Origin of the sequence: Leptobacterium flavescens (assembly GCF_010671605.1) — a bacterium.
Lineage (GTDB): Bacteria > Bacteroidota > Bacteroidia > Flavobacteriales > Flavobacteriaceae > Leptobacterium > Leptobacterium flavescens.
Map to the genome: position 1 here is coordinate 739834 of NZ_JAABOO010000002.1, position 13979 is coordinate 753812.

General features: G+C 39.8%; 12 protein-coding genes and 1 tRNA gene. 9 read left to right on the plus strand and 4 right to left on the minus strand.

The window, feature by feature from the left end; all coding sequences use genetic code 11:
- Positions 1 to 11: 11 nt before the first annotated feature.
- A complete protein-coding gene (gene ribB, locus GWK08_RS10910; RefSeq protein ID WP_163607487.1) occupies positions 12 to 1145 on the plus strand; it encodes a 3,4-dihydroxy-2-butanone-4-phosphate synthase in 1134 nt (377 codons plus the stop codon).
- Here the strand turns inward: ribB and GWK08_RS10915 are convergent.
- Positions 1142 to 1894, minus strand: coding sequence for a sulfite exporter TauE/SafE family protein (locus tag GWK08_RS10915; RefSeq protein ID WP_163607206.1), 753 nt, complete (start codon positions 1892 to 1894; stop codon positions 1142 to 1144). The two genes, ribB and GWK08_RS10915, sit on opposite strands and share 4 nt — an antisense overlap.
- Before the next feature lie 164 nt (positions 1895 to 2058).
- Here GWK08_RS10915 and GWK08_RS10920 point away from each other — a divergent pair.
- From GWK08_RS10920 to GWK08_RS10945, 6 genes are all read left to right on the plus strand, one after another.
- Positions 2059 to 2143: transfer RNA gene (locus tag GWK08_RS10920), tRNA-Ser, on the plus strand.
- Between the two features lie 1168 nt (positions 2144 to 3311).
- Positions 3312 to 3977 (plus strand): Crp/Fnr family transcriptional regulator, encoded by a 666-nt coding sequence (locus GWK08_RS10925; RefSeq protein WP_163607208.1) that lies wholly within the window; start codon positions 3312 to 3314, stop codon positions 3975 to 3977.
- A gap of 29 nt (positions 3978 to 4006) precedes the next feature.
- Positions 4007 to 5221 carry an adenylate/guanylate cyclase domain-containing protein gene (locus GWK08_RS10930; RefSeq protein WP_163607210.1) on the plus strand — a complete coding sequence of 405 codons (1215 nt, stop codon included), beginning with the start codon at positions 4007 to 4009 and terminating at the stop codon, positions 5219 to 5221.
- A 147-nt stretch (positions 5222 to 5368) separates the two neighbouring features.
- Positions 5369 to 5746: a VOC family protein gene (locus GWK08_RS10935; protein WP_163607211.1), complete on the plus strand. Its 378-nt coding sequence runs from the start codon at positions 5369 to 5371 to the stop codon at positions 5744 to 5746.
- Positions 5747 to 5791: 45 nt separating this feature from the next.
- Positions 5792 to 6484 (plus strand): helix-turn-helix transcriptional regulator, encoded by a 693-nt coding sequence (locus GWK08_RS10940; RefSeq protein ID WP_163607213.1) that lies wholly within the window; start codon positions 5792 to 5794, stop codon positions 6482 to 6484.
- A gap of 93 nt (positions 6485 to 6577) precedes the next feature.
- A complete protein-coding gene (locus GWK08_RS10945) occupies positions 6578 to 7009 on the plus strand; it encodes an SRPBCC family protein (RefSeq protein WP_163607215.1) in 432 nt (143 codons plus the stop codon).
- 6 nt (positions 7010 to 7015) lie between these two features.
- Here the strand turns inward: GWK08_RS10945 and GWK08_RS10950 are convergent, their stop codons facing one another.
- The gene (locus GWK08_RS10950; RefSeq protein WP_163607217.1) at positions 7016 to 8497 is read right to left on the minus strand and encodes a serine hydrolase domain-containing protein; all 1482 of its coding nucleotides are present in this window, start codon (positions 8495 to 8497) and stop codon (positions 7016 to 7018) included.
- Between the two features lie 88 nt (positions 8498 to 8585).
- Between GWK08_RS10950 and GWK08_RS10955 the strand changes: the two genes are divergently transcribed.
- Both GWK08_RS10955 and GWK08_RS10960 read left to right on the plus strand, forming a co-directional pair.
- Positions 8586 to 9071: a winged helix-turn-helix domain-containing protein gene (locus GWK08_RS10955; protein WP_163607219.1), complete on the plus strand. Its 486-nt coding sequence runs from the start codon at positions 8586 to 8588 to the stop codon at positions 9069 to 9071.
- Between the two features lie 626 nt (positions 9072 to 9697).
- The gene (locus tag GWK08_RS10960) at positions 9698 to 10531 is read left to right on the plus strand and encodes a universal stress protein (RefSeq protein WP_163607221.1); all 834 of its coding nucleotides are present in this window, start codon (positions 9698 to 9700) and stop codon (positions 10529 to 10531) included.
- An 8-nt stretch (positions 10532 to 10539) separates the two neighbouring features.
- On the opposite strand, the gene deoD is transcribed toward GWK08_RS10960, so the two are convergent.
- Together deoD and GWK08_RS10970 are read right to left on the minus strand one after the other, a co-directional pair.
- Positions 10540 to 11241 carry a purine-nucleoside phosphorylase gene (gene deoD / locus GWK08_RS10965; RefSeq protein WP_163607223.1) on the minus strand — a complete coding sequence of 234 codons (702 nt, stop codon included), beginning with the start codon at positions 11239 to 11241 and terminating at the stop codon, positions 10540 to 10542.
- Between the two features lie 182 nt (positions 11242 to 11423).
- Complete coding sequence (locus GWK08_RS10970; protein WP_163607225.1) at positions 11424 to 13922, minus strand: S9 family peptidase; 2499 nt, start codon at positions 13920 to 13922, stop codon at positions 11424 to 11426.
- Positions 13923 to 13979: the final 57 nt, after the last annotated feature.

The following is a 13979-nucleotide window of genomic DNA, read 5'->3' on the forward strand; positions in this document are numbered from 1 at the left end:
GGTCAACAACCATGGAACAGACAAGAATTCAGCTAAACACAATTGAAGAAGCCATTGAAGACATCAGGAATGGGAAGGTTATTATTGTAGTTGATGATGAGGACAGAGAGAATGAAGGCGATTTTGTTGCGGCTGCCGATAAGGTGAGTCCGGAGATGATCAATTTTATGGCTACCCACGGAAGAGGGCTTATCTGTACTCCTCTTACCGAAAAAAGATGTAAAGAGCTGGAGCTTCATATGATGGTAGGTAACAATACCGATCCTATGGAGACTGCTTTTACCGTATCTGTAGACCTCAGGGGTAACGGAGTTACCACCGGGATCTCGGCCTCAGACAGAGCCAAGACCATTCATGCACTTATTGATAAGGACACCAAACCTTTTGAATTGAGTAAACCCGGGCATATTTTTCCACTGGTTGCCAAAGAAGGAGGCGTGTTAAGGCGTACAGGACATACTGAAGCCGCTATAGATTTCGCGAGGCTGGCAGGTTTAAAACCCGCCGGAGTTATTGTAGAGATCATGAACGAAGATGGTACTATGGCCAGACTTCCCCAGCTGATGGAAGTAGCGAGGAAGTTCGATCTCAAGCTGGTATCTATTGAAGACCTGGTGGCTTACCGTATGCAGCACGACAGCCTGATCATCAAAAAAGAAGATTTTGATATCAACACCCGATTCGGGACTTTTCGTTTAAGAGCTTATCAGCAAACCACTAATAATGCAGTGCATATTGCCCTTACCAAAGGCAGCTGGAATCATGATGAGCCTGTTTTGACAAGAATTAATTCTACGCTGGTAAATAACGATATTCTGGGCACACTTACCAATAATGCGGATAAAAAGCTGGACAATATGTTTAAGCTTATCAATGACGAAGGAAGAGGTGCCATAGTCTTTATCAATCAGAATATATTATCTACCAACCTGTTGCACCGTTTATCCGAACTGAAAAAGCTGCAATCCAATGGGCAGATGAAAGCTCCGAAAATCAAGATGGATTCCAAGGATTTCGGGATCGGGGCACAGATCCTTCACGACCTGAATATCTCCAAAATACGTTTGGTTTCCAATACGGAGCAAACCAAAAGAGTCGGGATGATAGGATACGGACTGGAGATCGTAGATTACGTAAACTTCTAAAAAAACCAGAGTTTAACGGCCATTACAATTACCATTCCCACCAGGAATAGTTTAATGACCTTATCCCCTTTTTTTACGGACCATCTGCTGGCCAGCCAGGCACCTGATGCATTTCCGAGAGAGAGGATCAGCCCCACTTTCCAGTCTACTTTCCCGTTTAAAGCAAAAACAACCAAAGCTCCCAGAGTATAGATAAGTACTACTGCCACTTTGGTAGCATTGGCCCTTACAAGAGTCATTCTGTTTACATAGTGCAGGAAAAGAAGGATAAGGAATCCGAGGCCTGCATTGATAAACCCACCGTAGATCCCGAAAAGAAAGAATACACCTATTCCCAGCCACAGGTGTTTTCCTGTAAGGCGCTCTTCCATATTGGCCAGGTCTATTTTAGGCTTAAAAACAATGATCAGCACCACGATGATCATAATTATAGCAAGGATCCTGTTAAACAGCTCTCCTTTTATATCTACCGCGATCTGTGCTCCTATGAGAGCCCCTATAAGCGCCGATATGCCAAGATATGTATTAAAGGGATAGGTAGATACCCCTTTACTCTTAAAGCCCATGACAGCTGAAAAATTCTGTAGGATTATAGCAATACGATTGGTCCCGTTGGCCACATTGGAAGGTAAGCCGATAAAAATAAGCATAGGAAGCGTAATTAAGGAGCCGCCTCCGGCAAGGGTATTGATAAATCCGGCAGCAAAACCGGCAAGGACCAGTAAGACGAGTTCCCAACCAAATTCCATGTAGAGAAAATTAATTCAGGTATCGAAAATACCCATTTTTTGGTAGCCTGAAGCAAAAATGCCCGGAAAACTTTCGCTATGGTATTCGTAATGAATATTCTATAAAAAACTTCAAAAAATCTTTTAAAGAATTAAAAAAGCTTTCTATATTTGCACTCGCTAAAGGAGAAATGGCAGAGTGGTCGAATGCGGCAGTCTTGAAAACTGTTGAGGGTCACACCTCCGGGGGTTCGAATCCCTCTTTCTCCGCAAAGAAAAGCTTCACCAAAGGGTGAAGCTTTTTTTATTCCGATACGCGTCAAAAGCTTGCTATTGTAAGCGAAGGAGGAATAAAAAAACAGCCCTCGGAGAGGGGTGCTTTTCTTTGTATTGGATTCCTCAAAGGGGATCACGAGCTCTCCGAAGTCGTAACGAAGGAGGGCGAGTAATCCCTGGATCCCTGCCTGTCTATCCAGCCTACCGCAAGCAGCGAAAAAAGCAGGTATTTGCAAGTATGGCATAGTTATCATCTGTTTTTGAATTCAAGTATTCTCCATCAAACGGTACTTCTCCTCTCTGAAGTTATGCCTGGGCGTCCCATTACAAATATGTCAAATATTCATGTTGACAGCAAAACACATATAAATCTGATATTCAGATATTAATAGCTGTGAATCACAAAAAATGAGTGCGTTTATATAATGGTTATCTTTATATTATTAATTCAAATTTTTTTTATGATTAGTTTTAAAATACAGCATGAGCTGCTGAATTATGATGACCCAAGGGGTAAAGATCTTATTGATCTTAGAGATGTATTTATTAACAACCTGCGCAAAGAAGAGGACATTATCCGGGGTTCCGGAGTTATCACTTTCGACCTAATAACGAAATTCGGTCAGTTTGATATGGTCAAAAACTCCTCTTCACTTTCTAGCGGTGATTTAAGTAGAATACTTGTCCGCGAACCGTTTACCGAATACATGATTTGAATCAGGTTAGAACATAAACCTGAATGTTCTTCCTCTCAGGGATGTAATTAGTCCAAATGCATTCCTTTTAGCCTAATGCAGCCAGAGGGGAAGTTCTATTAACTCCGGCCACATCACGTAGATCCCTGCCTGGCCTATCGGCAGGTAAACCTGCGCAGGGATGACATATCATTCCAGTTACATCACCTACTGACAAAGACGGCCTCCGCAGGGATGACATACTACTTCTACTATTCCCTGGAACAAGAAAAATCATCTTTAAAAAAATAGTTTTTAGCTTTGATACAAGAGAAAGGTGATCCTGAAATTTTAATAACCAAAATATTCAATACCAGAAAATTACACACATAAGCTCAATTAAATTTGACAAATGTCGCCTAAAGTAACTTTGTGTTTTTTTCCGGCTGGATAAATAAACTAAAAAAGATAGATTTGAATTTTAAAATATGAATACACTAACAAAATACTGGTTTCTCGAAGGCTTTAATTTGTTTAATAAGCTAGGCAGGATTCATATGATGCGTATCTGTAAGATCCTTGAAATGGAAAATATAGATAAGGGATGTACAATCAATTTTAATTCAAGAGAAAAGGACTGTGTATTTTTTCTGAAAAAAGGGACCATCAAAATTGAAAACAGCGAAGACAAAACAGTAAAATTCATAGTAAAAAAAGGAAACGTATTCGGTGAATTAGCTCTGTTTAAAGATAATAACTCCAATGAGGAACAAGCTGTTGCATTAGAGGATTGTATTATATGTTACATTGAAGCTGAGCAAATGAATGAGCTTATGCAGAAGCATAAGTCTTTAAAAAATGGCATTTTAAAAGCTTACGGTTTCAGAATACAAAAACTGGAGCGGCGGCTCCAGGACCTGCTCTATAAAGACAGTGCAACACGGATTTCAGAGTTTATTATCAATTATGTCCAGGAGTTCGGTGAAACAGAAGGGAACAGAATGATTGCCAAAAACCTGCTAACTCATAAAGATATTGCTCATCTTACAAACACTTCCCGTCAAACGGTTAACAATGTACTCAGTAACTTAAGAAAACAAGAGGTCATAGATTACGACACAAAAACAATCTCCATTTTAAAAGTCGATGATTAATTCCTTAAAAAAGAAACAGCAATGTAAATATGAAAGCACCATCTATTCCTAAAAATGAAGCGGAGAGGCTTGCTGACCTAATTGCATTGGATCTATCAAACTCCAATAAAGCGGAGCAATTAGATAATATTGTAACGATCTTGTCTAAATGCCTTAATGTTCCGATAGCGTATGTTTCATCGATCGAAAGTAAACAGCAAAAAATACATAGTGCCTGCGGTATAAACACCGGTTCAACTGACAGGTCAACTTCATTCTGTGGGCATACGATCTTACAAAATGAAATTTTTATAGTTGAAGACACACATAGGGATGAGAGGTTTTTTGACAACCCGATGGTAACCAACGACCCCAAAATACGGTTTTACGCAGGTTTTCCGTTAACAAGTCTACTTGGCAACAATGTTGGAGCACTTTGCATCGCAGATACGGTTACAAGAAAACTCGATGACGACGAACTGAACATCTTTAAGATCATAGGAAAGCTCCTGATTGAAAGGCTTCGCATGCATAAGTTAGGCAGTATTCAAAGTCAAATTCAAGCATCAAAGGACCAGTTAAGATCTGTGAATAAGCAACTAAAACAGTCAAATAAATTTTACGAAAAACTGTTTGGAAGATACATGAGCGAATCACTCCTGAATAGAGTTATGAACGAGGGAGAACAACCTAAAATAGGTGGAGAAGAAAAATATGTTACCATATTGATGAGTGATTTAAGAAGTTTTTCGCCATTGTCTGAAAAATATGAGGCCAGTGTTATTGTCGATATTCTCAATCTTTATTTTGAAGAAATGATCAGCATAATCCACGGATATGACGGTTATATAAATGAGATCCTGGGCGATGGGATCCTCGTAGTATTCGGTGCTCCCAAACCGGTAGGTAATTGTGCAAAGAAGGCCATTGAATGTGCAAGAGAAATGCAAAAAGCAATGAAGAAGATCAATAATCAGCTTTTGAGCAAAAAATTACCGTCATTGGAAATGGGGATCGGGATCAATAGCGGTCATTTGATCGTTGGTAATATCGGTTCAAAAAAGCGGATGAAATACGGAGTTGTGGGAGAGACGGTGAATATTGCCGCCAGGATAGAATCATTGGCCATTCCAAATCAAATTTTGATATCTGAATCTACTTTCGAAAAAAATGCAGACTGGATCCAACCAATAGGACACATAAGAGCAAAGATCAAAGGGTTTAAAGATCCTATCACGATCTACGATGTTTCGGAATTACCCTAAACCCGTGGATCCCTGCCTGCGCAGGGATGACAAGGAGGGCTTCCCAAACTAAAAACATCAGAAAAATAATTTTTTAAAACACCCCTGACATAGTCTGTCAAAGTCACAGGTAATTTTGTAGTAGTATTAATTCAAAAAAACAATCCAATGAAAAATGCAATTAACTGGTTTGAGATCCCGGTACGAAATTACGAGAGAGCAAAAAAATTCTATTCAGAGGTTTTAGACATAGAAATTATCGACCATCATATGGAAGATAAGAATGTAAAATACGGAGTCTTTCCTTATGATATGAAAAATGAAAAAGTCGGGGGAGCTATCATGCAGATGGAAGGAATGAACCCTTCAACAGATGGCTCTACCGTATATTTAAACGGTGGAGAGGATCTGAGTGGCCCTCTGTCCAGAGTTGAAGCTGCGGGCGGGAAAGTAATTATGCCCAAAATGGATATTCAGGAAAATGGATTTATTGCTCAATTTACCGATACCGAAGGTAATCGTGTGGCTCTTCATTCAATGGGATAATATTTAGTATAGCGAATCCTTTCAGGGTTCGCTATCTTTGTTTCAATGTCGCAACTATCCAGGCTCATATCGATACTCACCCTGTTAAAATCCAAGCGATTGTTAACAGCTACGGAACTGGCACAAAAATACGATGTCAGTGTCAGGACCATTTACAGGGATATCCGTAAACTGGAAGAAGCCGGAGTTCCCGTTTATACCATCGAAGGAAGAGGCTATAGTCTTGTGGATAATTATACGGTGGCGCCTGTTCAGTTTACCGAAAAACAAGCCAACGCATTAATTACAGCACAACATATCGTAAATCAGTCCAAGGACGTTTCCTTTGTGAATGATTTTAGCGATGCCATGACGAAAATAAAGTCGGTTTTCAGAACATCCATCCAGGAGAAAAGCGAATTGCTCAGCGATAAGATCCGCGTTTTTAACTGGCACTTTGAAGAGTTTACCAGCGATGCTCTTTCGGAGATCCAACTGGCAATTACCAACTTTAATTATATCGAGATCGATTACCAGAAATTAGGAGATACCAACATAACTTTCAGGAAAATTGAACCCTGTGCCATGTACTCCGCCGAACTTAAATGGATCCTGGTCGCCTGGTGTCATTTACGTAACGACTACAGGGCCTTTCGCATAGACCGGATCAGGCATTTTAAGATCTTATCCGAGAAATTTGAGGACAGAAACTTCAGCATCAAAGATTACTTTGCCTCCTGCCCTTTTGAAGATAAATAATTCACCTCCCCATAGATCATATCTTGTCGTATTTATCCAATTTTATCCGGAGCATCTCTCCTATTTTTATCATCCATCATAAAAAATAAAACAATGGCAGATGTATTTATGGAATTAAGCATTCACAGTTCCCAGGAGGCAGTATTCAAAGGCGTATCTACTCCGGACGGATTGGCAAAATGGTGGACCATAGCCACCGAAGGAAACCCGGTTATGAATGCCTTGTTTAAACTGGATTTCGGCCCCGAATACCAATGGGAAGCTAAAATTATTGAGTACTTACCCAATACAAAAGTTACATTTCTAATGACCAAAGCCAGTGCAGATTGGTTAAATACCGAAGTCGGGTTTCAACTGGAGCGTCAAAAAGATTCGGTCCTTCTCAGGTTTTCTCATTGCAAATGGCCCGATATTAATCAGGAATACCGTGGATCGGTTTATTGCTGGGCCATGTACCTCCGGTGTTTAAAGAATTACCTGGAACAGGGCGTTTTTGTAGCTTATGAAAACCGGTATAACGGTTAACGGTTTCTATTGCTTTAGCTGTATACTTTTAAATTTTGATTGAGCATCTCCTTCCAGTTTTACCTCAAATATGTATTGTTTCCGGTTTATGGTGTCTTTTAAACTAAGCTCCATCTCCCTGCCATAAGATTCTATTCTGTATTTAAGGGATTTTAATTTGGGCCATTTCTCGTAGTTCTTTTTAAGTTTTTTTGAAAACTGAGGAGAGCAATGTTGTTTTTCGAAGCTTTCTATATCCAGTTGGTTGGAAAGAAGATCAAAGAAAGCTGCAATCCTCTCGTATTTTACTTTTTTAGGCAAATCCCATTTCGAACCTGCACTATCTTTATCCAAACGGGTGAATTCGCTTTCCTCTTCTCCCCCATTCTTTTTAAACTCCTCCGGAGCCAGAGAAGCTATATCGAAATCAAAACCAAGAAGGGTCACTTTCCTTAGCATCAGCACATCTTCGGAGCCGTCATCGTCATTATTGGATGCGAATAAGAGATATTGTCCCTTCGATTTGATCCCGAAAAGCACCATTACATTGCCCAGGTTTCCTCCTCCCGAGGAACCCACGATATCATCAGGCAGATCTTCGATATACTTATACTTCTTTGACAAGCGGCTGAATTCTTTATTGGTTTCTTCCAGAGACATCATATATTTCAATCCCTTATAAAGATCGTAGAGTGTTCCTGCCATCCCACCATTTCCTATTAGCTGATTGGGGTTTCGGGGCCAGTAATAAGCGCTGTTCTCCTTTCCGTAACTGGAGCGACCGTAACCGACAGCTACGTCTTCGGATTTCCACAGTGGACTTTGGTAGAAATCGGCAGTGGTTGTTTTTGCCGGAAGAAGTATTTTTTCTCTCACGACCTCATCAAATTTTTTCCCGCTAATACCTTCTATCAGATATGCCAGTAAGGTATAGCCCGAATTGGAATAGGACTGATCAGTACCGGGTGTGAATTTTAATTTTTGAGAAAAAATATAACCCAAGGCTTCTTCCTTGGTTCCCGGATACAGGTCTGCCGGTATCCCTTTGTATTTTTTTCGCAATTCCGGAATATTATCGTGATAGGTTAAAAGGCCGGAGCGATGCTGCAGAAGCTGAGCAATGGTGATTTTCTTTTTGTCTTCAGGTATATTCTCATAGAATTTACCTAAAGGGTCTTCCAGCTCAAAAAGACCTTCCGAAGCCAGTAGCAGAGTTACCGTATAAGTGTAATCTTTTACAATAGAGCCGTATGGATAAATAGTACTTTTACTACTTTTTATCTGCTTTTCCCTGTTTGCATAACCAACACTTTTTTCAAAGAGGATCTTGTCATTTTCCATAAACAAAAAACTGCCGTAAAGCCCTTCCTTTTCCAGCTCGTCTATATAATTATTTAACTCTTCAAGCTTGTTTGGTTCCTTATGTGCAACTTCTTTATTCGGAGATTGCCCGCAACTTTGAAGCAGGCAAAAAAAGGCGATGATGAAATTGATTGATGAAAGTTTCATATGATAATAAATTATTGTTAATAATTTCTAAAGTTAGCCTGAGTTCCCTATTTTTATTAAGGATCAATGTCCTTTTTATGTCCTTATTATGAGAGTTGAAATTGAGATATCATCGAATATTTTTTTCCTTCCCGAAGAAAACCTGCTTATCCTTCGTGAGGGGAAAAAGATCAGGACTGTGAAACTGGAACCTCTTTTATCTGAGATGCTCGAAGTATTTGTCAATCACAAGAACCAAATGATCAGCAAAGAGCATTTTATTGAAGCTATCTGGTATAACAATGTTTTTGTCGGGCAGGCAGCGCTTCGAAAAAATATATACAAACTCAGAAACCTGTTCTCGGCAAATGGAATGGATAAACAACTCGAAATTATCACCGTTCCCAAAAAAGGATATAAGCTTATGGTACATCAGGCAAAGACTCCGATAAAACATGTCGTACGGTTAAAAAGTGTAGCATACGGTACTGCCGCTCTTTTACTGATACTGCTGATGCTGAATTTTATGGTGTCGGAAGAGGAAGATGTTCGCGTAACGGCTACTTCTATTATTGCTGAGGAAAGCCTTAAATAATTTTACTTTAACTATCAGGTAAAACCCGGGAGCGGCAAAAGTGACTAAATCAAATTAATACGGGGAAGTATAACTGATGACCGACCTAATAAAAGAATGCTAAGGAATAAAAAATAGTAGGAATTTATAAAGCGATATCTTTTACATTTTCAGGCCGGGTTCCTTTCATACTTTGTATCTATAAGAAAATGCCGGTTCCCGGGATGTTCTAATATTTTAATTACCGGTTTAATAAGCGGTGATCTTCCAAAAAGCATCACCGCCTGAATCAACTCTAAACCATTTTCGGAATGGCTTCCACAATACCAAATTAGGAATTTAAACAGTAGTCTATTTCTTTTTTCATGAATATGATTTTTCTTTCATCAATAAAAATTTAAATATCTAATATTCAGTTATTTAAAAAATTAATAAGAATAGCCATTATCATGAAAAGAGAGTTTTGTTTCATGAAAATTAAAGAAAAGTATGTAAGTTATTATGGATTGTAATTTATAAGCTTCGGTGTATTTCCGATCTTTTTTAATCTCAATATTATTTTACTTCGGATCACGGCTAACCGACTGATAAATATCATATTCTCCCTCCTGTTTCTACTGTATCTTTAAGTATTAAATAGACAGATCATGAAAAAAATCATTGTTCCCGTAGATTTCTCCGAACATTCCGAATATGCCCTGGAGTTAGCGGCTCAACTGGCCAGGAAACACGATGCGGAGATCATAGCCCTTCATATGCTGGAAATATCAGAATCGCTGCTGAATAAAGCGGAAGGACAGGGCTATAATGAAGCCTTGTTCTTTATGAAAATGGCTGCTAAGAGATTTGAGGATTTTCTGGACAAGGAATACCTAAAAGGGTTGAAGGTTACCGATATTGTTCAGCATCATAAAGTATTTACAGAAGTCAATGAGACTGCTTTAAAACACAATGCAGACCTGATAATTATGGGATCGCACGGAACCGGAGGTATTAAAGAGCTTTTTATGGGCTCCAATGCAGAAAAAGTAGTGCGTACAGCCCAGTTACCGGTTCTTGTGGTTAAAAACCGTATGCCAGATTTTAATATAAAAAAGGTGGTTTTTGCTATGGATTTCCACATAGAAAATGCGGAAGCTTATGTCCGGGCCATGAACCTCTTTAAAGAATTAAATGCCGAAGTGGAATTGCTATATGTAAATTTACCCAACGACAATTTTAAAAGTTCCGATGAGATTGAAGATATCATCGCTTCCTTTCTGCAAAGAATGGAAGGTAATTCTGCTAAAATGGAAGATGTAGCTATCAGGAATGATTACTTTGTAGAGAAAGGTGTGTTTAACTACAGTAATAAAGTAAAGGCCGATCTGATTGCCATCCCTACTCATGGCCGCAAGGGTCTTTCTCATTTTTTCCTCGGAAGTATCGGGGAAGATATCGTAAACCACGCCAGTATTCCGGTCATAACATTTAAAATGTAGGTATAGAGCTAATCTGCTATATGCAGGGCCATCTCGATCATTTCACTAAAGGAAGTCTCCCTCTCTTCGGGGGAGGTTTTCTCTCCTGTAACCAAAGAATCGGAAATAGTGAGAATGGTCAGAGCCTGTATCCCGTATTTTGCAGCAATAGTATATAAACCGGCAGCTTCCATTTCTACACATAGTACACCGTATTCTGCCCACTTCTTCCAGGAACCTGAATTCTCATCATAAAATTCATCCGATGAAAGTACATTTCCTGCTTTAAAGGATATCTCTTTTTCCCTGGCGTAAAGCGAAGCTTTCATCAGGAGTTCAAAACTGGCCGTCGGACAATAATCGGCATGGGCAAACCTGGAACGGTTGATGGAGGAATTTGTAGATGCTGCCATCGCCAGCACGAGGTCCCTTATCTTAACCTCTTGCTGATAAGAACCTGCAGTTCCCACCCTGATAATACTTTTTACACCATAGTCTTTTATAAGCTCATTATAATAGATCAGAGCCGAGGGGATCCCCATTCCACTTCCCTGAACCGATACGCGTTTTCCCTTGTAATTCCCGGTAAAACCCAGCATTCCTCTTACTTCGTTATAACAATGAACATCTTCCAGGTAGTTTTCGGCTATCCATTTGGCTCTTAATGGATCTCCGGGCATCAGGACCGTATCTGCAACTTCTCCCGGCGCGGCTTGTATATGGTTACTCATAGATAGATTTTGACATTAAAATCGAATAAAGATAGGGCATTTGTAAGAAGATCGGGGGTTAATTCGCAGAATATAGCCTGTATTTCTGAGAATAATGTCTTAACCGTACTCTGTTTCAAAAGTTTAAAAAAAGAAAAGGCCCTGCATAATGCAGGGCCTTTATTTTTCCGGTTGGAAATCGTTTATTTTTTGGGCTTATCCCTGTTCATTTCCAGCATATCTACATTTGAAGCTTCCACTCCCAGTAAATGCTTGCTGAAATAATCTGCTTTCAGCCAAAAGAAATATTCTGTCATATCGCCAAAACCATGACGCTTACCAGGCATCAGCATAAAATCAAAACGCTTGTTTGCCTTGATAAGAGCATTGGCCATTCTGATAGTCCCTCCCGGGTGTACATTATTATCCACATCTCCGGTAACCAGCATCAGTTTTCCCTTTAAATTAGAGGCCAGTGACTGATTTTTATCTATCCGGTATTCATGAGATATCTTTCCATCAGCATCTTTTACTTCTTTTACTCCGTGATGCGTTTCACTCCACCAACTGTTATAGATCGTATTATCGTGATTTCCCGCTGAGGAAACAGCAACTTTAAAGAAATCGGGATATACCAGCATTGCTGCCGTAGACATAAATCCTCCTCCGGAATGCCCGTAGATCCCCACTTTATCGATATCTATAAAGGAGTATTTATCTGCCAGTTGCTCTGCAACGTATTTTTTATCTGCTAAACCGTAATCTCTCAGGTTTCCATAACCGTAGTTGTGGTACCACTTGGAACGGGCAGGATGTCCTCCCCTGTTACCAAGGGTAATTACTATAAATCCTACCTGAGCCATTCTATCTGTCCTGTTCATGGACGGGCTAAACGATTTATTTACCGCTTCCGTCTGAGGTCCCGGATATACATATTCGATCAACGGATATACCTTGGTAGAATCCATATCAAAAGGCTTGTACATCACCCCGTAAATATCGGTAATCCCATCATCTGCCTTCATTTTAAAAGGCTCCGGAAATTTATACCCCGTAGCGAACAACTGTGAAAGATCTGCCTCTTCCAGGTCCATGATCACCGTACCGTTCTGGTTTCTCAATTCTGACTTGGGCACCGTATTTACTCTCGAATAATTATTTACAAAAAACCTGTGGGAATCAGACATGCTGGTATTTGTATTGTAATCTCCGGAATTCAGGGTTCTTAGACCGGTTCCGTTTAGATTGACCTTGTGCAGATGCTCATAATAAGGATCCTGCTCTTTATCAACTCCGTTTGCCGTAAAATACAGTACGCGTTCCTTCTCATCCAGGTTGACAAAATTATTTACGTGATAGGAACCTCTGGTCACCTGGTTCTTAAGGTTCCCCTGACTGTCATATAAATAAAAATGTGCCCAGCCGTCTCTTTCCGCCCAGTGGAGCATTTCCTTCTCGTCATTAAAAAGTACCAAAGGCCTGCTCTCAATATAGGTGTTAAAACGCTCTTCAATTAAAACATCTACCTCACCTGTATTCATATCTGCTACACAGATATCCAGTTTTTTTCGGTCTCTGCTGATCCTGTTAAAGTACAGCTTCCCTTTTTTGGATAAGAGAAGTGAAGGACGAAAATCATCATCCCTGTCGGATTGTTTAATCGGTGCCCTGTACACAGAGATACTCTGCTGTTTGGTAGTATCCAGTTTAACCGCTGTTATTCCCTTGGAAGGCACATCAAAGATGAGTACTTTTCTCTTGTAAAACTCCTGCTCACCCGGCATATGATACTTATAGGTTTCTAAAGTAGGACGCTTACTGCTCGTACTGTTAATGACCCAAAGATCTTTAATATGCCTTGAATCTGTTTTCTGGTATACGAATTTCTTGGAATCACGGGACCAGATCACAAAAACTCCCTTTCTGTCATTCTTTGTCTTCTCCTTGGTCTCATTATTAATTCCTCTTCCGCCGCCTCCATAGCTGTTGTATTCAACTCCGTCGGTTGTCCATTGATTTTCAACAATGGTGCTGTCCTTTTCATCCTTCACGGCTTTAAGGAAATTTTCCTTGTCCATCCAAAACAAATTGTGGTTTTTGGAAAACACAACAATGGAACTATCCGGGGCTATATTTGCCCATCTTTCCCATTTTTTTTCTTTTTTCTCCTTTTTGTTATCGAGAACCTTTAGTTTATTATCTCCCAATCTGTATTCAAAATGGTATTCCTTTTTTTCCATTTTGGGTTTCTTCTTCTTTTTAGCAGAAGTAGAATCTTTCTTCTCATCTACCACTTCCACTTCTTCGGTAGAGGTTACTCTAAACCTGATGGCAGTCTCCCCCTTAACGAACTTAAACCTGAAAGGAGGTAAATGTTTGGCATCATACGGATCCTTGGTGATCTCTGTGAGCCATTTTGCCATTTTTTCGTTGTCGAATAGCCTTGTTCGGGTTCTTCTGTCTGCATCTACCAGGTAGTAATTGGAACCTTCGGTCGTCTTATATTGATACCAGAAACGATTCCCTCTCTTCAGCCAATGCGGTCTGACAGTTGTTGAGTGGACCAGTTTTCCAAGCTTTTGAGGAGAAAACCTGGATGCCAACCTATAATTAGGCGTGGGTGTTTCCCTGTCTTCTTTTTCCTGTGCTGAAATGAACTGCACACTGCATAAAAGAAGAAGGTACAAAGTAATTTTTTTCATTCTTTCGGATGGGTTATTGATTAAATAAAATATTAAGGTGTTGCAAAATAAGGATTT